Raw genomic sequence first — 22,228 nt, 5'->3', positions numbered from 1 at the left:
ATTTCTCTTCCCTTCTATTCAGTAAATCTTACCTCAGACATGTCATGGAACCAGAATGGGTAACTTTTTAGTCCTTCAATTCCTTTAGCAGATGCCCAAAGCACTTGGTAGTCTGCAATATAGACAGATGCGGACTCTTCCGTTAATATTTCTTGTGCACGTTGATACATTTCAATTCGTTTATCTAGGTCTGATTCTTTTAATACATTTGCCATTAATTGATCGAATTCAGCATTTTTGAATCTAAAGAAGTTTTCGCTATCGTTCGTAGAAATATAATCATTTAAAATTTCATATGCAGATGGTCTTCCAGTTAAATCTATTGTTGTCATTTCATAATCTCTACCGAAGTAAACTCTTTCTAACCAAATACCCCATTCGACCACTTCAATTTCTACATTAATGCCAATCTCTCTCAAGTTTTCTACTACAACTTGCGCGATATTGGAATACATATCATTGTGGGATGATACAGTTATTTTCGTGCTAAAGCCATCTGGATAGCCTGCTTCTGCAAGTAGTTCTTTTGCTTTTTCAATATTTCTAGCATAGACATCTTGCAACCCATCCTTATAGTAATCACCCATTGCTGGACTCATATTAGAACCGATTGGTGTAGCATATCCTGAAAAAACAGCGTCTATAATGTCATTTTTATTGATTGCATAGTTAATAGCCTGACGTACTTTTACATCATTAAAGGGTTCTTTTTCGTGGTTAAAGGTAACGATTAGTGATGAGTTGTTATTTTGTTTACTAATTGTGAAGTCATTTTCTACTTCTGCTAATCGGTTTGCTGGTACTCCCGTTAAATCTACTTCTTTTGCCTTCAATGCCATTAGTGCTGATTGATCATCTGATTGAAATACGAATGTTACTTTATCTAAATACGGTAGTTTCTCGTCCCAATATTCTTCGTTTTTAGCTAGTTCTAAATTAGCACCTGGCGTGTATTTTACGAATTTAAATGGTCCTGTTCCAATAGGATTATCATTTTGCTTACCGTCATTGCTTGCAGGGATAATGGCTGACTGCAATGCAGTTAGTGAGTATAGGAAGTTCGAATTCGGTTCTTTCAGTTTGATCACAAACGTATCTGCATCTGGCGCTTCTATTGATGCAACATTGTTGAAATTAGAAGAAAGAGGTTCTCCATTATCAGTTCCCATTAATCGATTAAAAGTGTAGGTGATATCTTCTACGGTAAGTGCATTGCCGTCATGGAATTTCACATTATCTCTAATATTGAACGTATAAGTTAAACCATCCTCAGATAGCTCATAACTTTCAGCTAAGGCTGGAGTTAAAGAACCGTCCGTTTCAGGGGCAAATAAACCTTCAAACATATTTAAAATCATTTGATAAGAAATCGACGCAGTTGCTAAATGTGGATCAAGGAAATCTGGATCATCATTCACTCTTACTTTAATTGCTTGCGCTTTTTCCCCATTCGATTCGCTACCTTCTTCGCCAGAACATGCGCCTATTAGCAAAACACAAAACATTATTGCGATCAGCATGAACCAATTTTTATTTTTCTTCATCTTGCATCCCCCTCTTTATCGTTACGATATAATTTTGTGTTTTATGCTGTTGTAGCTCGGTACACCTTCCACAGCCTCAGCAGCTTTTATAGCAGCAATAATTGCTTCTTCCATTACTTGCGCCGCTATATTTCCCAGGAAATCAACCGGGTATACCTCTTCCCCAGTTGCAAGTGTGAAGATGGTATCGCCATCCATAGTCGTATGCACCGGGAAAATAGTTCTAGCTAATGCATTTTGGGTTATTTGAGCAATCTTTTTTGCTTCCGCTTTTGTTAGCTTTGCATTCATCGCTACTGCACCAATCGTCGTATTCGTCCCTGGTAATACATGACTGGTAGATGCATTTTGTTGTAAATATGCGATGCTATCGATTAACTCTTCGGTTGTAGGGTCAATCGGTCCAGCAAGTATTTCCCTTGTTAGTGGATCTCTTACGTCACCTACCGCATTCACTGCAACTATTGCACCGATTACAAGACCATTTTCAAAAGTTAACGATGCACTACCTAAGCCGCCTTTCATGCAATTTTCAATACCAGTTATTTTACCAACTGTCGCTCCGCACCCGGCTCCTATATTCCCAAAAGGAAATGGCCCTGCACTTGCTTTTTTAGTCGCTTCATATCCCATTTGTCTATCCGGTCGAACGTTCGATTTTCCAATAGGTAAGTCGAATAATACCGCACTTGGTACAATTGGTACTTTTGCTACCCCTACGTCCAACCCTATTTCTTGCTCTTCCAAGTATTGCATAACACCTGATGCAGCATCTAAACCAAACGCACTACCTCCAGACAATGAGATTGCATGAACTTTCTCTATTTTATTGATTGGATCAAGTAAATCTGTTTCCCTTGTTCCTGGGGCTGATCCACGGACATCTACGCCACATACAGCCCCTTCTTCTACAACAATAATTGTACACCCTGTCAGTGCCTCTCTGTTTTCTAAATTGCCAACTTTTACTCCGGGAACATCCGTTATATTGCCATGAATCATTTATTTCCCCCCTACTATAGACATGAAAACTTAATTAATTTTGCAGAACAAGCACTTTTTCATCATTACTTGACTCGATATTTACATTTGCATTTCCTTCATACAAATGACATGCCACATATTGACCATCCTCTTGTTCAGCAAGACTTGGGCGTTCCAATTTACAACGGTCGAATGCAAATGGACATCTTGTATGAAATGCGCAACCTTCAGGTGGATTCGAAGGATTAGGCGGTTCTCCTTTTAACTGTATCTTTTCTTTTTTACTATCAAAATTTGCAACAGGAATGGCTGATAATAGTGCCTGTGTGTAAGGATGTAATGGGTTGCTATAAATAGCTTTTTTAGGCCCAATTTCAACAAGACGCCCGAGATACATCACACCTACACGGTCACTAATATGTTTTACTACACTCAAATCATGGGAAATAAAAAGATAAGTTAAGTTGAACTCATCTTGAAGATCCATCATCAAATTCAGAACTTGCGATTGAACCGAAACGTCTAAAGCAGAAACGGGCTCGTCCGCAATAATAAAGCTCGGGTTCATCGATAAAGCCCTCGCAATTCCTATCCGCTGTCGTTGTCCTCCTGAAAACTCATGAGGAAATTTTGTTATCGCTTCTTTCGGTAAACCAACTTTCCCCATTAAGTCGATCACTTTTTCAGTACGTTCCGCCTTTGTTAATACTTTTTGGACGACTAAAGGCTCTCCTACTAGTTGCCCGACACGCATTCTAGGATTTAGAGAGGCAAATGGATCCTGAAAAATCATTTGCATATGCTTCCGATAGTCAAATAGTTTACTCATTGAAAGTTTTTCAAGATTTGTACCTTCAAAAATTATTTCCCCATCGGTAGGTTCTGTTAATCGAAGAATTGTTCTTCCCAAAGTGGATTTGCCTGATCCAGATTCCCCTACAATTCCTAGTGTTTCTCCTTTGAAAATATGAAAACTTACATCATCAACTGCTTTTACTTGTCCCGCTTTTTTCTTAAAAGGTGTACCTTTAATAGGAAAATACTTTTTTAGATTGTTTATTGTAAGAAGCTTCTCATTCTCATTCATTCTAAACACCTCCTACTTGTTCATAAAGATGACATCTCACTTTATGATTTGGAGAATTCTCGACGAGTTCAGGATTCTCTTCACGACATTTTGCCATTACATGTGCACATCTATCTGCAAACCTACATCCTGTTGGAAACAAGTGAGCAGGTGGAACCATACCTGGTATCGAATCCAATCGCTCTAATTCCACGTCAATACTTGGAATAGTTTTTAACAACGCTTTCGTGTATGGATGTTTCGTTTTCAGAAAAAGGTCTTTGACAGGAGCCTCTTCCACGATTTGTCCTCCATACATGACAAGCACTCTATCCGCAACTTCCGCAACTACTCCCATATCATGCGTGATGAGTAATATGGACGACCCAAATTGTTCTTTCATATCTACCATTAAATTTAGGATTTGGGCTTGTACCGTTACATCCAATGCTGTCGTTGGCTCATCTGCTATGAGAAGCTTGGGATTGTTCGACATTGCAATAGCTATCATCACTCTTTGTCTCATGCCCCCAGACAACTGGTGGGGATACTCATTAACAATGACTTCTGCTCTTGAAAAGCCGACTACTTTTAATAATTCAATTGCTCTCTCATATGCTTCACTTTTTTTCATCTTTTGATGTTTCATAAGAGATTCCACTATTTGATTGCCAATAGTAAAAACTGGGTCCAATGATGTCATTGGTTCTTGGAAGATCATTCCTATCTCGTTTCCGCGAACTTCGGTCATCTCACGTTCCGAAAGGGTTAGTAATTCTTTTCCCTCTAAACGAATAGAGCCATCCACAATCTCACCAGGTGGCTTGGGGATAAGTCTCATGATAGACAATGATGTTATACTCTTCCCACTTCCGGATTCCCCTACTAATGCGACAGTTTCCCCTTTGTTAATAGAAAAACTTACATTATCTACCGCCTTAGCAATTTTTCCTTTACCAAGTTTAAAATAGGTTTTTAAACCTTTAACCTCTAGTAACAAGTCTTCTTGTAGAAGAGTATTGGATGCTGATTCAATTTGTGGGGTATTCATGAGTTCACCTCTTTTTTCATTCAAATATTAAACTTTACCGTTATCTTAAATTCCTATAACCTCTACTCTTCCTCATTATTCAAGAATCGTAAAGCAGCCTCTCTGAAAATAGCAGTAGTAACTGCCAATTCTTCAATATCGACATATTCATTAACCTGATGAGGAATTTCTCGATCTCCTGCACCTATCGTTACAATTGGAATACCGTGCATATGGAGGAAGGTACCATCCGTTGCTCCTGGGACACCATTATAAATCGGATCTTCGCCTGTTATAGAATGAACGGCATCGTATACCGCTTTAACTACTGGATCATCCTTCCCAGTTAATGTAGAAGGACGATTGTCTAAAATCGTTAAATCTACTTTAAAATCCGGATCCGCTTCTTTTAATCTAGTGATAATTTTGTTGATTTTATTTAATAGTTCATCATGATCTTGATCCGGTACGGTTCGAATATCAAGTGTCATCATGCAGTGATCCGGGATAACATTAATTTGTGCGTCGCCTTTTACAGGTGACCGCAATATAGTAGGAGTAATCGATGGCCATTTTAAATAAGGATCTTCTCCTAATCTTGCCTGCTCTTCTTTCTCTAGCTTTTCTAGTTCCACTATTAGTCTCGCCATGCGCCAGTTGGGATTAATGCCACTCCAAGATATAGCACCATGGGCCATCTTTCCATATATATCTACTAGTATACGCATTGCTCCACGTTGTGCAATACAAACGTTATTCTCTTCCGGTTCACATATAATTGCCCCATCTACTCCATCTGCCCAACCTTGTTTTATGAAGTGTTTAATCCCTAGCATCATGCCTTCTTCGTCACAAGGAATACAAAGAATGATTTTTCCCTTGAATTCTTCTTTATCTAACAAAAGAGAGTTCATAGCAGTAATCATGCATGCTAAATTTCCTTTCGTATCATTCGTTCCTCTTCCATACATACGTCCATCTACAATTTCCGCTCCGAACGGGTCATATTCCCATGCATCTCTATTACCTTCTGTCACTACATCTGTATGCCCTTCAAAAAGTAGTGTTTTTCCAGGTTTCCCAGAGTCAATAATTCCAATAACATTTGGTCTTCCAGGTACAACTTCCTCTACATGTGTTTCTATTCCGAGATTTTTTAAATATTGAGCTACGTATAGTGCTACTTTCGTTTCATTTCCATCTAAGGTATTTTCACGGTACACGCTTGGAATGCGGACTAGCTCTCTTGTTAAATTAATTACAGCCTCTTTATCGCGTAAATACGTAATATTTTCTACTTTTGTGTTCAAAAAATCTCCCCTTTTCCCAAGCCTATTGAAAACTGTGAGCCTACAAATATTTAACGAATCTTTACAATATTCTATCTTTATTATATTTTGATGATATTTTCAATTAACTAGACAATATGTAAATACTTCATAGGTTGGACTAGACAGATTGTCTTATAGAAGATGGATAAGAAGTTTGTCGATCGAGTGTTATTTCACTAATGAACAAAAGGGTAAGCGTCTGTACCGGCATAGATACAGCAAATGAGGACTATGAATGAAGTGACGCATTATAGATATAATGCGTTGTGGTGAGTTGTATAAAGTGTCCGCAGGGATTTTCGCAGCAGGGCGGACGCTTTCCGTAGGGTGAGCGATGAGCCTTCACCGCCGCGCCTACGCGCGTACGTTGTGAAGGCTCATTCTACTCAGGCAGAGGAGCAAAGGCTAGGAACGCCACATCGTGTGGCAACGCCTTCGTGACCAACATCCTGTTGGCCTCTACTGGAGTCGACTCCCTGCTGCGAAAATCCAATGATAAAACACTGACTTATCAGTGTCCGAAATTAACAATAAATGGTTGAATGAGACAATATCGGCTGTGAACGCGACAAGCTGGAAGCTGAACACTACAAACTTGTCGAGCGGATGCCGGCAAGGAGAGTTGGGTGGGCTTTTAGGCATATTATTCTTAGACTCTGCCTAAATCATGCTCGTCTCAATCCAAGTAAAGAGCTATTGTAAGAAATTAGTTGCTTTCATTGGCAATTTAGTTGCTCTCATGCTGATTTTAATTGCTTTCGTACTGAAACTAGTTGCTTTCAATAGCTTTTTGATTGCTCTTAGCCATTCTTTGGAATTTTTCACGACGGTGTGAGACCCTACAAGAGCGTCCGCGACGTAGGGGCCCGTCACTCGCCCGACTCATATACAGTGGTCACCTAATAGAACTCACTACGACGAATTATCCCTTTCAAGTACAACATGCAAAATGCCATAGCTTATATTGTTCGGGTTTTCTTACATCTTATATTTTCTTTAGTAATTCAAAAAGGACTTTCCGTCCGCCGGAAAGTCCTTTTACTTATTATCTACTAGCTTTTGCTGGGAAATAGCGATTTTTTAATCGAGTCGACATAATCTCCAAAAAAACCGCAAGCAATAGAATCATATAGGTGATTAAGCCAACTTCACGCATATCAAAATAGAAACCAGATGCCATGAACAGCTCAAATCCAATGCCTCCTGCTCCAGCTGCTGCTCCCATTGCGACAGCTACGGAGAAGTTGATCTCGAACCTTAGGAATGTCCAAGATAACATATAAGTAAAAGTAGATGGTAAAACCGCATGTGTGACGATATGCCACCAGTTTGCACCGGTCGCCGTTAGTGCTTCTAAAATTCCTTTGTCAACTTCCTCAAAAGACTCTGAGAATGCTTTAACCAAATAAGCAATGGAGTGGAAAAGCATGCCTAGCACAGCCGCTTCACTTCCGAGTCCAGCTGCAATTGCAAAAATTAGTACCCATAAAACGGTCGGCACCGCGCGTATGAATGCTACGACAATCCGTACCGCTCTAGACACCCATGGATTGGATAGATTGGTTGCGGCCATTAGCGCCAGAAAAAATGCAATAATGGCACCTAGAATTGTTGCTAGAAAAGCTAAACCCAGTGTAATCCCTACTTGATAAATTGCTTCACCCCAAGTGAAATGGCTTAAAGCTGGCTCCAAGAACATTGTTTTCAAATTATATACTGTTTCGGGAATAGCCTTCGATATATCCAGTCCTGCATAATTGAAAAAGAAAAAAGCTAATATGGTGAGAAACGTTAAAATAACAATCGTTCCTGTCATCACTTGTTCTACTTTATTGCCCGATTTAATCGAAATTTGACCATTTGTTCTACGTTTTACATAGGTTGTAGTGGCTTCCATTATAATATCACCTTCCGTATTCTGTTTGACATAAGTTCTAGTATAATTACGGAGATGACAATCATGAAAGTAACTAATGCTACTGCATTATAGTTAAGCGTTTTGTAATACAAATCAAAGGAATATCCAATTCCCGTTCCGGTTAATATGCCGACTAGAGTCGCACTCCGGATGTTCGTTTCAATCATAAACAAAATCCAACTGATCATTTGAGGTAGACATTGAGGAATAACCGCTTTGAAGACAATCTGAAAGTAAGTAGATCCTGTAGCTCGGAGTGCCTCTACCGCACTATGACTAGCTTCATCGATTGTTTCAATAAATGCCCTCGTTAAAAAGCCTAATGAACCTACAAATAATGCCAAATATCCTGTCATCGAATTTTGACCAAAAGATAATAGAAGAATCAGTGCCCAAGCGACCACTGGGATATTTCGTGCAACAGAAGCAACAAATCGAGCAAATGCTCCTAGTACACTACTAGTACCGGTCGTTTTAGAACCCATTAACCCTAAAAATAGAGAAAAGACTGTCGCTGTTGTTGTAGCTGCAATAGACATTAGAATCGTCTCGGCTAATTTTTCTAATATCTTCGGTAATCTTTCAAGTGTTTCTGGCGTTATATATAGATTAGAAAATATCCATGTAACCGCACTAGGTAATGTAGCAATTCCATGAATGATGTTAAAATCTGTAATATCAGATGCCAAGTACGTAAATACAATAATTATTGCTATCCAAATAATTGTTTGCCATTTTCGTTGGCTTCGCATTGCTTTCTCATTCACGTCTAGTTACCCCTTACACAGTGACTAACTTTCTAGTCTCTACCGTTTTTGTCCCATAAATTTCATCTGTATGGGCTGCAGTAAGCATAAAGCTTGGACCGTCAAATACGACGTTTCCTTTACTTAAACCAATAATTCGATCGGAATAGCTACATGCAATTTCTACTTGATGGAGATTCACGATGCATGCAATATTTAGTTCTTTTGTAATTGATTTTAAGTAATCCATAATAATTTCAGAGGAATTCGGGTCTAGAGAAGCAATTGGTTCATCGCAAAGCACAACTTTTGGTTCTTGAATTAGCGAACGAGCAATACCAACACGTTGTTGTTGCCCTCCACTTAACTGATCACATCTTTTATAAGCATGATCTGCAATTCCTAGCTTTTCTAAGAGGAAAAATGCATGCTCTTTTTCTAGCTCGGTAAATCGATTAAATACACCTTGTAGCGTTGTTTTGTACCCTAGACGACCATGTAATACATTTTCTATAACAGAAAGCCGCGGCACGAGGTTATAATGTTGGAAAATCATGCCGATATTTGTACGCATTTTACGTAATTCTCTTTTGTTTAAACTTCCCACATCAAGCCCATCAAAAATAATATTTCCTTCATCGATTTCAACCATTCGATTAATGCATCGAAGCAACGTCGATTTGCCCGCTCCAGATAAACCGATAATCGAAACAAATTCTCCAGCTTCTACTTCAAAACTGACATCCTTTAATACTCTCGTTTGTGCATTATAGGATTTACCTAAGTTTTTCACTTCAACTAAAGTCATGCATTTAACCTCCTTTTGTAAATTAGAGCATGCACGTTAAACATGCATGCTCTATATCGATAAATATCGTTCAATTAGTTAGAAAGTTCACGAATTGGATTGAACCATGCATCTTCAACTTCTGCGAATCTTTCCTTATCTGTTTTGAAGAATAAACCAGGTTCACCAGAATCTTTAGGAACAAAGATTTTCTTGTTGTTTGCAACTTCATCTGATGCGAATAACTTTTGTAAAATATCATAGTCTTCTTGACCTAACGCTTCTAAATTAGCTGCAAATGGTGCGTTTAGTACTGGTGTAACCGACATTAAGATGAATTCTTTTCCAGTTACAGTGTTAAAAGGTTCTGCTGCATCGTCTTTTACTTTATAAACAGATCCTACTTTATTTTCTTCTCCTTCTATAACCTCTACGTAGTTTTCTACGCAAGTGTCACAGAAAGCTGCAACTTCTGAGTTGTTGCTTAATAGGTTAACTGCTGAACCTTGGTGGGAATTTCCGAATAATACTTGGGAAAAAAGCGGTCCGCCTTCCATTAGATCTTCCGCAACTAAATCTTCAAAGCCCGATTTTTTTGCGTAATATCCGATAATCGATGAAGTTGGAACGACAAATCCAGATGTTGAACTATTGGAAACAAATGACACACTTTTTTGTTCGATTGTATCTAATGAAAACTCTCCGTTAACTTTAAAGTCGTCTTGTGCATCTACATTCACCGCTAACCAGCTATGGTACAATGCATCGTCTAACGTACCTGATGCGCCAGTTGGCACTACTAATGGTTGAATAGAATCATTTCCGCTTTTTGCTTCTATATATCCTTGCGCTCCCATGAAAGCAAGATCTGCATTATTATTGATCAGTGTTTCAATGGCAATCGCATAATCTGTTGTTAATTGATGTTCTACTGTTTTGCCTGTTGCTTCTTCGATTACTCGACCGATTTCATCACGAGATGATTTCATGTCTGTGCCAGACTCATTTGGGTACCAAGCAATTTTAATCACGTCATCCACTTTTGCATCTTTAGCTCCAGCTGTTCCTTCTGAGCACGCTGATAATAATAGAGCAACTACTAAAAACAGGCTGATTCCAAACCAACTTTTCTTCATTACTAATTCTCCTTTTCGCTAAATGAAATGGCAGTACAATTTTGATAACTCATCTTTCCTTTATATTGAACCATATTATTTTTTACAATTGTGGGAATTTACAGTAACTTTATAAAGTATTAACCTTATTTACATCAACTTTTTATATCTTTTAGAAGATTTGAAGGGCTAGTAATCACACCAAGTTCGTTGGTTGCTCCATATGCACCGTGGAAATCCGTACCACCTGTCATTACGAGACCAAATTGCTTTGCTAAAGCCTCTACCTTTTGATGATCTTTGATTGTATGATCGGGATGATTTCGCTCGATCCCGCCTAAACCATAAGGCACAAGTTCCGAAATCAAATCATATGAATCTAGCTGACCAGGGTGTGCTATGACAGCAAGTCCCCCGTCTGCAACAATTGCTTTCACTGCATCCATTGCATCGATATACACAATATCCCCTGCTGCTACACCGTCACCTTTAAACAAGCTTTTATACAATTGTTTGTATGCAGGCGATGTATATTCAGCTTCTGTCAAATGATGCATAATATGCTGTTTGTAAATTGTCTCTGATGGCTTAGCGGTTTCTGCAATTGTACTCACGTCCAGTTCATATCCAACTGCTTTAATTTGCTCGATTTGCCAAAGAGAATGCGTTTGTCGTCGTTTAAGCAAACCATCGCATAGAGTTCGAATATGCATTGCTGCACTATCATAGTTATAGCCGAGTACATGTACTTTACGATTTCTTTTAAAATCATAAGCGGAGACTTCAATACCTGGTATAACTTCTATCTCGTATTTTTCACCGAGCATACGCACTTCAGATAATCCTTTAACCGTATCGTGGTCGACAAAACTAATTTGAGTAACACCACGTTCTTTTGCAAGCTTCATCACGGTTTCTGCACTTTCAGATCCATCTGAATAACTACTATGCACATGCAGATCAGCTTTCAAGGCTTACTACTTCTTTCGTAGATGTTAGTTGTCTCGTATGCATGTCATATACTTTGTCACATAAACCGTCCATAAATTCGATATCGTGGAATATCCCAACTAAAGTGGTTCCTTGTTTTTTAAGTTTCTCGATGATTTCTCGAACTTTTATTTTGGATTGTTGGTCTAGACTCGCAGTCGGTTCATCCAGTAGTAATAATCTAGGCTTCTTCACAGTTGCCATGGCGATGTTTAGTCGTAACTTTTCCCCACCTGAAAATGTATTTGGATAGCTATCCCATAGCTTTGGGTCCAATTCAAAATGAGCTAATGCTTTTTCGGCTTCTTCTAGTGCAGCTGCTTCCGACTCTCCCATTTCTAATAATGCATTTGTGACAAGCTGCCGGCATGTCGTTCTTGGCATCACACTTAAAAACTGTGACACATACCCAATTTCGTACTTCCTTAAATACAACATTTGTCGTTCGGAAATCTGTGCCAAATCAATTTCCCCGTAACGTGCGGAGTCGTACATAATTTTCCCTTTGTCTGGCAAATACGTCCGATAAATACTCTTTAGTATGGTAGACTTTCCACTACCACTCTTACCGACAATTCCGATGAATTCTCCTGCCTCCAACGAGAGATTAATATTTTGGATAGCGGGCATCGTTTTTCCTAAATGATGAATGGTGAAACGTTTGCCAAAATCCACTATTTCTAGCATTGCCATATGGCTATCTCCTCATTTCATTATTTAATCCGGTAATTGGTTGTTGTGATTAAAACACCGTTGACCATTGTTGCAGTCAGCATCGGGTATCCATCTTCCATTCTTTCAATAACAAGAATATCAGCTTTTTTTCCAACTTTTATCGAGCCTAGTTCCCCGTCCATCCTCACTGCTTTTGCAGGATTTAGCGTGACCATCATGAACATTTTGTGTAGATCATTGCCATGCTTTTCATGCAAATCAAAGATAGCGTGAAGTAGAGCTGCAGGATAGTAATCACTGCAAAGTATATCGACACAATCATTCGCAATGGCTTCTGCTGCGGATAGGTTGCCAGAATGTGATCCACCGAGTAGCACATTTGGTGCACCAGCAATTGTGTGCAAGCCGATTTCTTTTGCTTTTTTTGCAACTTCAAGTGTGATTGGAAACTCGCTAATCGTCGTTCCAAACGATTGCACTAGCTCTAATTTTTTTGTGTCATCATCGTCATGAGAGGCAACTGCAATTCCTTTAGATAAAGCGATATCGGCAACTTCCTTAATCTTTTCAATCGTTAAAAACTCTGTGCTTTGTCGTTCGGCAATGAGTACATTTACATCATCATCCGAAATGTTTCGATACCCTTTTAATGTTTCACGGTACACTTCTAAGTTACGGTATTGTCCTTGGCCTGGAGTGTGATCCATAAAGGATAGTAAATGCACTTTACCATCTTCAATGTTTTGAACAAGACTATCCACTTCGTCGATATTGTCTATTTCAAAACGAGCATGTAATCGGTGACGTATTAAATGCAATTCATTATGCGTTGCATCAATCGCATCTACCATTCTTTGAATATTTTTTGGATTTCGCATCGGTTTATGGGTAAATACATCCTCTTTATAGAAAGAAAGAGAATGGAACATCGTTGTAATTCCGTGGCTGATCAATATTTTCTCCGCTTCCCTTAAACTAATATTGAAGTCCATCATGCTTGTCGGTCTTGGCGATGCTACCGTTTCAATATAATCGGAATGAATATCGATAAAACCTGGTGAAATATATCCGCCCCTTGCATCAATTAGCTCTGCATTCGGAAAATCTGATACTTGATCCTGAGGGATAATCGCTTCAATGACTTCTCCCACAACTACGATAGCTTTTCCATCGATAATTCCTTCTTCTGTTATAACTTTTCCATTATGAATAATATGCAAAGTGGTCGTTCCTCCTATAGTAACGAGTAGACTAATTGTTGGGTGTACTCATGTTGTGGGTCTTCTAACACTTGATCTGTTAAACCTTGTTCGATAATTTTCCCGTTCAATAAAACAATGGTGCGATCAGCAAGCATACGTATAACAGCTAAGTCATGAGATACGACAATCATACTAATCCCTAAATCACGTTGGATCACTTTGATCAAATCAAGTACATTTGCCTGCACGGATAAATCAAGTCCTGTCGTTACTTCATCCAAAAACAATATCGGTGGATTATTCGATAATGCTTTGGCAATTTGAACCCGCTGTTGCATCCCACCAGAGAAATTTCTCGGTTCTTCTTTCATACGATGCAATGGGATGTGCACGTTTTCCAATAGCCTTTTACTTGTCTCTTCCATTTGACCAACATTTCGGTTTCCAGCCGCAATTAGTTTCTCCGCAATATTACCGACAGAAGAAAAGTTCATTTTCAAACCTTGCACTGGATTTTGATAAACCATGCCATACACGTGATTTCGGATAGAGCGCTTTTGCTGAGCGGACATTTCAAATACATTATTGCTCATTAGTTCTGGTGTATTAATATAAGCTTCTCCAGACGACACTTCACTATCAAAGTATAAACATTGCATCATCGTTGACTTTCCACTTCCACTTTCCCCGACAATCCCTAATATTTCTCCTGGATACAAGTCGAATGAAATATCTTGACAAGCATATACAGTGCCACAACTTTTGCAAAAGTTTTTCACTAGTTTTCTAGTTTCCATTTGTCGACATTCTACACACCCCGTACCGAATTGCTTCTGTAGATTTCTAACTTGTAATATTGGTTCTTCATGCATAGCTCGTTTGCACCTCAACTTCTTCTTTCTTATTCAATTGTTCCATACAGAAGCTTGTATCATTGCATTGATAAATCGTTTCTCCCGTTTGCTGATCGATAAGTTCATCAAAAAAGACATCAGTTGAACCGCATAAGTGACAATGTTTCCCGTCAAAAGTCTCAACCGCAAATGGATAATCTTCAAAAGCAAGCGATTCTACATTTGTATAAGGTGGCACTGCGTATATTTTCTTTTCACGCCCTGCTCCAAGGAGAATTAGTGCGTCTGATTCATGCATTTTTGGGTTATCAAACCGCGGAATCGGACTAGGAGCCATTACATATCGATCATTTACATAAACGGGATGGTCTGCTCCAGTAGCTGTCTTGCCGTACTTCATAATTTGTTCGAATAACATGAGCCACACGCCGCTGTAATCATCTTCTGCATGCATTCTTTTTGTCTTTAGTTCGCTTGCTTCCACTGGACGAAGGGGTTCAGGCGTTGGCACTTGCAAGACGAGAATCTGGTCTTCAGTTAGCGCTACTTCTGGTATACGGTGTCTCGATTGGATAATGCTAGCTTGTTCCGTTTCCTCAGTTAGCTCCACACCAGTTGTTTCATGAACTAGTTTTTTTATGCTAACTGCATTTACCGACTCATCTGCACCTTGATCAATCACTTTCAGCACATCGGATTTACCGATAATAGAAAGCGTAATTTGCAAACCACCTGTCCCCCAACCTCTTGCAATTGGCATTTCTCTAGAAGCAAATGGCACTTGATAGCCAGGAATCGCAACAGCTTTTATAATTGCACGGCGAATTTCTTTTTTAGAACCTTCATCAAAAAAAGCAAAGTGTGTATTAGGCTTCAATCTCTCGCACCCCTTTCTTCACTTGACGAACACTGTCTAGCTTCGATTGGAACGTCACATAATGCGGTAATTTCAAATGGGAAATGAATCCTGTCGACTCTACTGAATCAATATGCAATAATACAAACTCTTCATCATGCGTTGGAAAATTAGCTTCCGGATGCTCCAGACATTGATCTAAAATACTCATCGCAATCGCCTTCGTTTCATTTTGTCCATAGCAAATACCATAGCCAATTTCAAATTGTAGTTCATATTCATTGTTGGCATTTTTTACTTGCGTTGGGACGAATGATTCCACTTCGGTTACTTTAATATCACCGATATAATAGTCATCTTCTATGTCTTCTGGATGCCCTACATAGATAGGAACAGCACCTACTCGCACTTCTCCGACTGTCGGGTGCACTTGCCCGTATCCTCTAAGTGAGGCATAACCTAACGATGTGACAGCTCCTGTCTGCCCTCTTGTCATTACTTGCAGCCGTTCACTTCTAGTGGCAGGAAATTGTAAACTTTGTTTCGTAATATCTTTAGGAGCTGTATTATTTTCTTCGTATTTCTCAAACAGCCCTTCCTCACGTAGATAATCCACTACCTTAGGAAAATATTTTACTTCATCAAGAGTTTCTACCTGCTGTAACTCCAGTTCATAGTTTTGCAACCACTGCTGGATGTTTTCCGAGCTTTCCTCTATCAAATCAAAATCTAACAATCGATGCGTATAATCATAAGTTGCTCCTAACAGCTGTCCTCCTGGGATATCTTTAAAACTTGCAGAAATACGACGCTCAACTAGCATTGTTTCTGGTTCCACCGCCTTACTATAATAAGGGCGAGGCAATGTGGATCGGTGCGCACGCATAAGGAAAACGGCTTCCTCCATACTTCCTTCTGCTTGTTTAATCGCAAGCGCCGCTAAGTAAGGGGAATATAAGCTGCTTTCGGACATTACTTGATCAATCATTCCACGCATCGCGGACATAATTGTCTGGATTTCTATTATTTCATTTTCTTTTAGACGCTCGTATTTTAAACGCTTGATAGAAGCATCAATTGCTTCTGTCCCACCTTTTACTGGAACGTAACCCATTAGCGCACCCCCGTCATTTCCACTGTAGTTGTACGAGGTACACAAACAATTTGGGCATTTTCATCCGTAATAATCAAATCGATGCCTAGTGGATATTCTTTTGTCCGTTCATTTCTCGCCTGCCATATGGCTGTGCTTAAACTTGTATGTAGCTCAGATTCGTGTTGTATGCCTGGGCCTGTCAAAGTTAGTTCGCCCGAATTAGATAAGCTAGAACTTTCCATTATCCAAATCGAAGACTGTTGTGGATCCGTGAGCGTGCCATTTTTACAATTTGCAAAAGCATGTTGAATGGACTCCTCTTTATCTTCTCGAAGAATAATGATAAAATCCGCTTCGTCAATTGGTGCAAATTTTGCAGATGTATATGCTGAAATCTTATCTATTAAGCTTTGTTGGTCTGTTGAGAGAATATGAAATGTCACTTCCGCATCTAAAAATGTCATCGCACATAAGAACGTTGAATGAAAGCATGAGAGGTCGAAATCTACTTTTCTCGCATTATCCGCCAGCGAAGAAATGGTGCCAGGTCGCGACATACTATGCAATATTTTTCTGTAAACTTGTTGCAAATCATGTACTTGATCGATAGCCATACTATCCCTCCTTATTTGGTTAGACTTCCATTGTTTCAAAGTTAACTTTCGTTTTGAAAAGCTCTGCTTGTTTTTTCACAAGCTCTTTTGTGATTCGTTTTTCGGCTTCGATTAGTTGCGTATGCCAAATAATTGTTTCTGGTAGTTCTGCTTTATATGCTGCATCGATTATTGCGAGGTGTTTGGCAAGTTCGTCTTCCATTCCTACGACTATTCCTATTCCAATACAGTTATTTATTTCTACTTTTGCTTCTGTTATAAGGACTTCTCCTATATAAAATAAGGAGTTTTTAGCGGATTCCCTCATTTTGATCATCGTTAATCCGTATTGCGGTGCAAGAATTTCTTTGCATTCATATACATCTATAATTGTTTCTGCTAGCTTTTGTGCTAAGTGGCCATTTTCTTGAATGAGAATTTCGGTTCGTCTTCTTCTTTTCATCTAATTGACTCCTCCTTTGCAAGTTCATCTTAACTTGTCGCCAAGTTGTTGTGTTTTAAGGTATCGTAAATGTTTGTAAATTTTCTTAATAATTGAACTCGCACGATGTATCCCTTGTTGAAAACTCCTAATGAAGAGTTTGGATACAATATAGGGATAATGCGTCGTAGAGAATTCTATTAGGTGACCACTGTGATTTTCGCTGCAGGACGGACGCTTTCCGTGGGGTGAGTGATGAGCCTTCACCGCCGCGCCTACGCGCGTACGTTGTGAAGTCTCATCTTACTCAGACAGAGGAACAAAGGCTAAGAACGCCACATCGTGTGGCAATGCCTTTGTGACCAACCTCCTGTTGACCTCCTTCGGAGTCGCCGCCCTGCAGCGAAAATCAATGGAAAATATTCACCTTATCAGTTTCCGAAATTAACAATAAACGGTGAACCAGATAATCTTGCCTTTGAACTAGACAAACTAGTCGAACAGATGCTGGCTAGGCGAGTACAGCGGGCTTTTAGGCATATTATTCCTATAATCTGCCTAAATTATGGTCGTCTCAATCTAAGTAAACTTGATATTGTAATAAATTAGTTGCTCTCATGGGCTATTTAGTTGCTTTCATGCTGATTTTAGTTGCTTTCAACAGCTTTTTGATTGCCCTTAGCCATTCTTTGGAATTTTCCACGACAGTGTGAGACCCTGCAAGAGCGTTAGCTACATAGGAGCTCGTCACTCGCCCGGCGGAAATATAGCGGTCTCTTTATTGAGCTTGCCAAGACGCATTATCCCTTTTATGTTTCTTATATAAAAAGTGATATAAAAAAAACAGGTAAAGGACAATTTCATCCTTTACCTGCTTTTGGTCAATCCATCGTAATATCATATTTAAATTTATCACTTCGATACAGTATTGTCGTATGTTCGAGTACTTTGTTTGAAGCTACATCTATACAATCGCTTTCCACGACGATGAGCGGTACCATGCTTTTACAAGCGAGTAGTTGTTGCTCATTGGAAGTTGGAAACGTAATACTTAACAAGCTTTTTTTACTGGCAAAATCGTTGTAACCGAGTTTTCGATAGTAAGCAAACATCGACTCGATTTTTGGTCCATCGGCTGAAATTTTCGGGAACGTACTATCACTCACATAGGAATTGTGGATGGCAATAGGTTCCCCGTTAATATAACGGATTCTGGCTATTTTGTAGACATTATCCTCTTTATTTGCATTAATATTTTCAAAGAGTTGTTCATCATACGCTATTTTTTCGCAGTAGATATTCTCTGTTTTTAAATCATATCCTGCTTCTTTCATTTTATCTGTAAAACTTGTTTTTCCTGTTAAATGCAATTGGATTTGAGTGGACGCTTCTTTTAGATAACGGCCCTTTCCCTGCACCGAGTAAATATAGCCACGTTCTTCTAATTTTGTTAAAGCATTTCTTACCGTCATTCTTGGCACTTTATATTTGGTCGTGAGTTCGTTTTCAGAAGGCAGTTTTTCTCCATGCTTCATTGTCTTTGAAACGATTTGATGCATGATGTCATCGATAATTTGTGTTACCATATCTACTGAAATAAGGATCTCCTCCCTGTGGATGATATCCTCTATTCTACTATACTAAATGCTGTCTTATCATTCTTCAATCGTATACATCAAGATCATTTCAATCAAAACAACTACTCCAAAAATAATTGCAAGTTTGCTTTTATCTGAGAAATACAAGGCAGCTACTGCTAAAGCAAATATAATAGTTTGAAGTATGATTCTTAATGGTATTGATACTGGAATAGAAGCTTTTGGAGCAATAAAAGTCCCCCAAAAAATTGCCACTAGAAGCGGTGTACCTAATCCTAGTAAACTATTTATAAGCCACCCACGGTTCATATGAAAGCCCCAATAAGAAAAGGCTGCAAGTGCACATAATTCCATTAAGAAAAACAAACCAAATACTATATATTGAACAATTAGCATGATTAAATCCTCCCAGTTTTTTTCTCTGCTTTTCGAACATAGTCTTCTAATTGTTCGGTTGCGTTAAACACTGAGCTACCATGGCATACTTCTAAACGTTTTGGTTTTAACTTCTCTACGATGGCTGCACTTTTTACCGCTTCATCCAAAAAAGGCGTGAACATAGGAGGATGCAGCTTTCCTTTTTTAGAATTAAAGAGGTCACCAGCTAATAGTACTTGATCCTTTTCGTGATAATATACAACATGCCCCGGGGAATGCCCTGGTGTTAAATACGGTGTCAGTCCATCAATTGATTGTAAGTTTCCTAGTTCTTCTGATAATGGTTTTGTAAGCTGTTTAGGTAAATTGTGTTCCAGTTTTTTTCGTTTCGGATATAGAAGTTCCCCTTCCAAATAGGGAATTTCCACTCGATGTGCATACACCGGCACTTCATTTTCAACTAAGATTGCCTTTACCGCTCCTACATGATCGGTATGACCATGTGTTAAAAGAATTCGCTTCAAAGGTCCGGCATTTAACTGTTTAATGAAGTTTATTATTCCTTTTGCCATGAACGGCATCCCTGCATCCACTAATGTGACCCCGTCTTCTTCCACAACTACCCACACGTGAAAAGGAATTACCATCCACGTTTTTAAGCTCCAAATATGTTCAGAAATCTTTTCCACTTTCATCATCTTATCCCCTTATTTTAATTTTTCTTTGAAGCCTAATAAAAGAATTTCAATAGCAAGGTCAAATGTTGGCGTCAATCGCTCCATTAAAACGTCAAGCGGTTCATGCTGATACGAATATGTACTTAAAATTCCATTTAAATGGTAATAATAAATGCGAGAAAAGGTCAATAATTGTTCATCGTTCAAAATGGAAAGACATTGCTGAATAACTACTTTCATCAGTGCAAAAATTTCCAAGCGAAGTTTGTTGATTGCCAGTTCGGGCTCTTTTTCATCTACCCTAGAAGATTTTGCGTTGAAAAAAATGTCGTACATATTGCGATTCTGTAGGCAAAAGTGAATATACTCTATACTAATTTTTTTTAGTTTTTCTTCTGCTGTTAACATATTCATAGTCGAAATTTGTTGTAATTGTTGTTGCAAATCCAGCAAGGATGGCATCGATAACTCATGAAGCAATGCTTCCTTATCTTTAAAATAGAGATAAATAGTTGTATGTGAACAACCCGCATCCTTTGCAATTTCTCGGATCGTCACAGCATCGTATCCTTTTTTAGCAAATAACAGTCCTGCTGATTGTAAAATCTGTTTTTTTGTTTCTTCTGAACGTTGCACTTGCTTGCTTTTCATATAATCACACTCTCTCCACAAAACTAACCAATGGTTATATTATAACCATTGGTTAGTTTTGTGTCAATATTCATTCATTTCGGAGGTTTTACAACTAAAGTACTTGTTTTTCCAACTAAATATGATTTTTTTACAACTAAACCTGTTGCCATATGAAAAACCCCCAAAACTTTGGGGGTTTCCTCTTATTCTGGGTTATTCCAGTTCTGATGCATCAATCCATATTACATTTTCTAGGTCGATCACATCATTCCAACTAGAAAATCCATTTGGAAGTTCTAATGGATTCATTACTTTATCGGATTTATCATAAGGCAACCAACGAAAAGTGAAGTATTGTGGATAATTCATTAAGTTAGGAAACAAACTCGACTCGCTTGGTGAAAGTTTATTTTCTGACTGAATGACAGAAATCCATTCATTTGGCATTTGTATACTGCCATAAGGATTTTCTGAAATTATTATTTTTTCTTCCATTTGTACACCGGGAAAGTAATGTTCCACATTATTACTTACAAGATAGTTTCTTCTCTTCATCAAGTAAACTTTCATGAATTCTATATTAGACTGCTCTGAAAAGTTCCACAGTATTTGATAAGAAGATGGATCTTTTTTGTCTATCCTCCATACTAAGGGCTGTCCGCTTGTAGTAATATATACTAATTTCCAATTTCGTTTTTTCCATTTCCATAAGCTCATTCCAGTAGCGTTCGCATCTGAAATAAACGGAACAAACACATGAGACTCGTCTAGAAAAATAGTATGTTGGAAAACTTCTGCACCCGCTTTTGGAAAAACATTGTTTATCTCAGCTAAAGCTTGCTCATTAGAAGGAAACGGCCTTGGTTTCGAATAAGATAACGAGTAGACGATAACTACCAATAGTAAAACTCCAGCAACTCCTATAAAGCTCCATAACCTTTTATGCTTCATTTTATTTTCCCTCCTCTATGAGTAATTCGTCGGAATGAAAATAATACTGTTTACTCGGAGTTACTATTAAAAGTCCTTTTCCATCTTTTTCGATATAAATAGTTGTAGCTAATCCACTCCCCCATTTCGGCAATGTATTTATAAGTAGATACGGAAATCGTTCCTTTCTTGGACTAGACTCTGCTTCCATATACGTTTCGGTATACCATTCATCACTAAAAAATGTTTTTGGTTTTAAATTATGTATTTGCTTCTGCAAGTTTTCTTTCACTAGCATATGTTCTTTTGCTGATGGATGAATAGCAACGATTGATACATTTTCCACGTTCGCTAGATATGTTAAAGGCTGATCTTTTGGATAGACTAGGTGATTGATAGGTATAGCCATTAATGCCATGCTTAATAGAATGAAATTAGCCCAAAAACCTAGCCAAGCAAAACGTCGATATTTCTTCCAACGTCCGTCTTTTCTTTTTAAAAATACATACAAAATCCATACGCCAAGTGGGAGAATGGATATCTGAACTAGTGTATTAAATACTTGCCAATTAATCGAAAAAGAAAAGAGACCTACTAAAATTACTACAAAAATTTTCCAAGCTTTTGGCTTTTCCAATTGTGTTTTATATATGCGAAATGCCAGTATCCCAATGACTATCCAGCCCATTATGGATGTTGCTATTTCTATGATATTTCCATTCCACAAGAATATCATCCCCCTCATTTCCTTAAATTCGACAAAACTTCCAGTATTACCTTCAA

Annotated in this window: 23 protein-coding genes; all 23 read right to left on the bottom strand. The window is 38.5% G+C overall.

Annotated features, from left to right (window positions below; translation table 11 throughout):
* Positions 1 to 14: 14 nt before the first annotated feature.
* The 23 genes from ACIQ38_RS15905 to ACIQ38_RS15795 all read right to left on the bottom strand — a co-directional run bounded on the left by ACIQ38_RS15905 (position 15) and on the right by ACIQ38_RS15795 (position 22,172).
* On the bottom strand, positions 15 to 1,544 hold the full coding sequence (locus tag ACIQ38_RS15905; protein WP_402825060.1) for an ABC transporter substrate-binding protein: 1,530 nt from the start codon (positions 1,542 to 1,544) through the stop codon (positions 15 to 17).
* 21 nt (positions 1,545 to 1,565) lie between these two features.
* The gene (locus tag ACIQ38_RS15900) at positions 1,566 to 2,546 is read right to left on the bottom strand and encodes a P1 family peptidase (RefSeq protein ID WP_402825057.1); all 981 of its coding nucleotides are present in this window, start codon (positions 2,544 to 2,546) and stop codon (positions 1,566 to 1,568) included.
* 34 nt (positions 2,547 to 2,580) lie between these two features.
* Positions 2,581 to 3,615 (bottom strand): ABC transporter ATP-binding protein, encoded by a 1,035-nt coding sequence (locus ACIQ38_RS15895; RefSeq protein ID WP_402825054.1) that lies wholly within the window; start codon positions 3,613 to 3,615, stop codon positions 2,581 to 2,583.
* A 1-nt stretch (position 3,616) separates the two neighbouring features.
* Positions 3,617 to 4,645: an ABC transporter ATP-binding protein gene (locus ACIQ38_RS15890; RefSeq protein WP_402825051.1), complete on the bottom strand. Its 1,029-nt coding sequence runs from the start codon at positions 4,643 to 4,645 to the stop codon at positions 3,617 to 3,619.
* A 62-nt stretch (positions 4,646 to 4,707) separates the two neighbouring features.
* Positions 4,708 to 5,934, bottom strand: coding sequence for a M20 family metallopeptidase (locus tag ACIQ38_RS15885; RefSeq protein WP_402825048.1), 1,227 nt, complete (start codon positions 5,932 to 5,934; stop codon positions 4,708 to 4,710).
* 1,066 nt (positions 5,935 to 7,000) lie between these two features.
* The gene (locus ACIQ38_RS15880) at positions 7,001 to 7,852 is read right to left on the bottom strand and encodes an ABC transporter permease subunit (protein WP_402825045.1); all 852 of its coding nucleotides are present in this window, start codon (positions 7,850 to 7,852) and stop codon (positions 7,001 to 7,003) included.
* A complete protein-coding gene (gene phnE, locus ACIQ38_RS15875) occupies positions 7,852 to 8,640 on the bottom strand; it encodes a phosphonate ABC transporter, permease protein PhnE (RefSeq protein ID WP_402825042.1) in 789 nt (262 codons plus the stop codon). The genes ACIQ38_RS15880 and phnE overlap by 1 nt, the downstream gene beginning before the upstream one ends.
* A 13-nt stretch (positions 8,641 to 8,653) precedes the next feature.
* On the bottom strand, positions 8,654 to 9,427 hold the full coding sequence (gene phnC, locus ACIQ38_RS15870) for a phosphonate ABC transporter ATP-binding protein (protein WP_402825039.1): 774 nt from the start codon (positions 9,425 to 9,427) through the stop codon (positions 8,654 to 8,656).
* Positions 9,428 to 9,501: 74 nt separating this feature from the next.
* Entirely contained in the window at positions 9,502 to 10,542 is a 1,041-nt protein-coding gene (locus tag ACIQ38_RS15865; RefSeq protein WP_402825036.1) for a PhnD/SsuA/transferrin family substrate-binding protein, read from the bottom strand.
* Positions 10,543 to 10,676: 134 nt separating this feature from the next.
* Entirely contained in the window at positions 10,677 to 11,492 is an 816-nt protein-coding gene (locus ACIQ38_RS15860; RefSeq protein ID WP_402825033.1) for a PHP domain-containing protein, read from the bottom strand.
* Positions 11,482 to 12,204: a phosphonate C-P lyase system protein PhnL gene (gene phnL, locus ACIQ38_RS15855; protein WP_402825030.1), complete on the bottom strand. Its 723-nt coding sequence runs from the start codon at positions 12,202 to 12,204 to the stop codon at positions 11,482 to 11,484. Before phnL ends, ACIQ38_RS15860 begins: the two co-directional genes overlap by 11 nt.
* A gap of 20 nt (positions 12,205 to 12,224) precedes the next feature.
* Complete coding sequence (gene phnM / locus ACIQ38_RS15850) at positions 12,225 to 13,406, bottom strand: phosphonate metabolism protein PhnM (RefSeq protein WP_402825027.1); 1,182 nt, start codon at positions 13,404 to 13,406, stop codon at positions 12,225 to 12,227.
* A 14-nt stretch (positions 13,407 to 13,420) separates the two neighbouring features.
* Positions 13,421 to 14,260, bottom strand: coding sequence for an ATP-binding cassette domain-containing protein (locus tag ACIQ38_RS15845; RefSeq protein WP_402825024.1), 840 nt, complete (start codon positions 14,258 to 14,260; stop codon positions 13,421 to 13,423).
* Positions 14,253 to 15,119 (bottom strand): alpha-D-ribose 1-methylphosphonate 5-phosphate C-P-lyase PhnJ, encoded by an 867-nt coding sequence (locus ACIQ38_RS15840; RefSeq protein WP_402825021.1) that lies wholly within the window; start codon positions 15,117 to 15,119, stop codon positions 14,253 to 14,255. Before ACIQ38_RS15840 ends, ACIQ38_RS15845 begins: the two co-directional genes overlap by 8 nt.
* Positions 15,109 to 16,212 (bottom strand): carbon-phosphorus lyase complex subunit PhnI, encoded by a 1,104-nt coding sequence (locus ACIQ38_RS15835; RefSeq protein ID WP_402825018.1) that lies wholly within the window; start codon positions 16,210 to 16,212, stop codon positions 15,109 to 15,111. The genes ACIQ38_RS15840 and ACIQ38_RS15835 overlap by 11 nt, the downstream gene beginning before the upstream one ends.
* On the bottom strand, positions 16,212 to 16,808 hold the full coding sequence (gene phnH, locus ACIQ38_RS15830; protein WP_402825015.1) for a phosphonate C-P lyase system protein PhnH: 597 nt from the start codon (positions 16,806 to 16,808) through the stop codon (positions 16,212 to 16,214). Before phnH ends, ACIQ38_RS15835 begins: the two co-directional genes overlap by 1 nt.
* A 19-nt stretch (positions 16,809 to 16,827) precedes the next feature.
* Positions 16,828 to 17,250 carry a phosphonate C-P lyase system protein PhnG gene (gene phnG / locus ACIQ38_RS15825; protein ID WP_402825012.1) on the bottom strand — a complete coding sequence of 141 codons (423 nt, stop codon included), beginning with the start codon at positions 17,248 to 17,250 and terminating at the stop codon, positions 16,828 to 16,830.
* Positions 17,251 to 18,110: 860 nt separating this feature from the next.
* A complete protein-coding gene (locus tag ACIQ38_RS15820) occupies positions 18,111 to 18,815 on the bottom strand; it encodes a GntR family transcriptional regulator (protein ID WP_402825009.1) in 705 nt (234 codons plus the stop codon).
* A gap of 69 nt (positions 18,816 to 18,884) precedes the next feature.
* Positions 18,885 to 19,223 (bottom strand): YrdB family protein, encoded by a 339-nt coding sequence (locus ACIQ38_RS15815; RefSeq protein ID WP_402825007.1) that lies wholly within the window; start codon positions 19,221 to 19,223, stop codon positions 18,885 to 18,887.
* A 2-nt stretch (positions 19,224 to 19,225) separates the two neighbouring features.
* The gene (locus ACIQ38_RS15810; protein ID WP_402825004.1) at positions 19,226 to 19,903 is read right to left on the bottom strand and encodes an MBL fold metallo-hydrolase; all 678 of its coding nucleotides are present in this window, start codon (positions 19,901 to 19,903) and stop codon (positions 19,226 to 19,228) included.
* A 9-nt stretch (positions 19,904 to 19,912) separates the two neighbouring features.
* Positions 19,913 to 20,533 carry a TetR/AcrR family transcriptional regulator gene (locus tag ACIQ38_RS15805; protein ID WP_402825001.1) on the bottom strand — a complete coding sequence of 207 codons (621 nt, stop codon included), beginning with the start codon at positions 20,531 to 20,533 and terminating at the stop codon, positions 19,913 to 19,915.
* A gap of 195 nt (positions 20,534 to 20,728) precedes the next feature.
* Positions 20,729 to 21,466, bottom strand: a complete 738-nt coding sequence (locus ACIQ38_RS15800; RefSeq protein ID WP_402824998.1) for a hypothetical protein — start codon at positions 21,464 to 21,466, stop codon at positions 20,729 to 20,731.
* A 1-nt stretch (position 21,467) separates the two neighbouring features.
* Positions 21,468 to 22,172: a hypothetical protein gene (locus ACIQ38_RS15795; RefSeq protein WP_402824995.1), complete on the bottom strand. Its 705-nt coding sequence runs from the start codon at positions 22,170 to 22,172 to the stop codon at positions 21,468 to 21,470.
* Positions 22,173 to 22,228 lie beyond the last annotated feature (56 nt).

This window comes from Psychrobacillus sp. NPDC096389, assembly GCF_044762855.1.
Classification (GTDB): domain Bacteria; phylum Bacillota; class Bacilli; order Bacillales_A; family Planococcaceae; genus Psychrobacillus.
Note: the sequence above shows the minus strand (reverse complement) of the source record. Positions and strands in the feature narration are given on the sequence as shown.

Coding starts and splice junctions, on each gene's coding strand:
- ACIQ38_RS15900 (WP_402825057.1), bottom strand. CDS start 2,546: ATGATTCATGGCAATATAACGGATGTTCCCGGAGTAAAAGTTGGCAAT.
- phnC (WP_402825039.1), bottom strand. CDS start 9,427: ATGACTTTAGTTGAAGTGAAAAACTTAGGTAAATCCTATAATGCACAA.
- ACIQ38_RS15820 (WP_402825009.1), bottom strand. CDS start 18,815: ATGGTAACACAAATTATCGATGACATCATGCATCAAATCGTTTCAAAG.
- ACIQ38_RS15890 (WP_402825051.1), bottom strand. CDS start 4,645: ATGAATACCCCACAAATTGAATCAGCATCCAATACTCTTCTACAAGAA.
- ACIQ38_RS15865 (WP_402825036.1), bottom strand. CDS start 10,542: ATGAAGAAAAGTTGGTTTGGAATCAGCCTGTTTTTAGTAGTTGCTCTA.
- ACIQ38_RS15835 (WP_402825018.1), bottom strand. CDS start 16,212: ATGGGTTACGTTCCAGTAAAAGGTGGGACAGAAGCAATTGATGCTTCT.
- phnL (WP_402825030.1), bottom strand. CDS start 12,204: ATGGCAATGCTAGAAATAGTGGATTTTGGCAAACGTTTCACCATTCAT.
- phnG (WP_402825012.1), bottom strand. CDS start 17,250: ATGAAAAGAAGAAGACGAACCGAAATTCTCATTCAAGAAAATGGCCAC.
- ACIQ38_RS15810 (WP_402825004.1), bottom strand. CDS start 19,903: ATGATGAAAGTGGAAAAGATTTCTGAACATATTTGGAGCTTAAAAACG.
- ACIQ38_RS15845 (WP_402825024.1), bottom strand. CDS start 14,260: ATGCATGAAGAACCAATATTACAAGTTAGAAATCTACAGAAGCAATTC.
- ACIQ38_RS15805 (WP_402825001.1), bottom strand. CDS start 20,533: ATGAAAAGCAAGCAAGTGCAACGTTCAGAAGAAACAAAAAAACAGATT.
- ACIQ38_RS15800 (WP_402824998.1), bottom strand. CDS start 21,466: ATGAAGCATAAAAGGTTATGGAGCTTTATAGGAGTTGCTGGAGTTTTA.
- phnH (WP_402825015.1), bottom strand. CDS start 16,808: ATGGCTATCGATCAAGTACATGATTTGCAACAAGTTTACAGAAAAATA.
- ACIQ38_RS15895 (WP_402825054.1), bottom strand. CDS start 3,615: ATGAATGAGAATGAGAAGCTTCTTACAATAAACAATCTAAAAAAGTAT.
- ACIQ38_RS15905 (WP_402825060.1), bottom strand. CDS start 1,544: ATGAAGAAAAATAAAAATTGGTTCATGCTGATCGCAATAATGTTTTGT.
- ACIQ38_RS15880 (WP_402825045.1), bottom strand. CDS start 7,852: ATGGAAGCCACTACAACCTATGTAAAACGTAGAACAAATGGTCAAATT.
- ACIQ38_RS15815 (WP_402825007.1), bottom strand. CDS start 19,223: ATGCTAATTGTTCAATATATAGTATTTGGTTTGTTTTTCTTAATGGAA.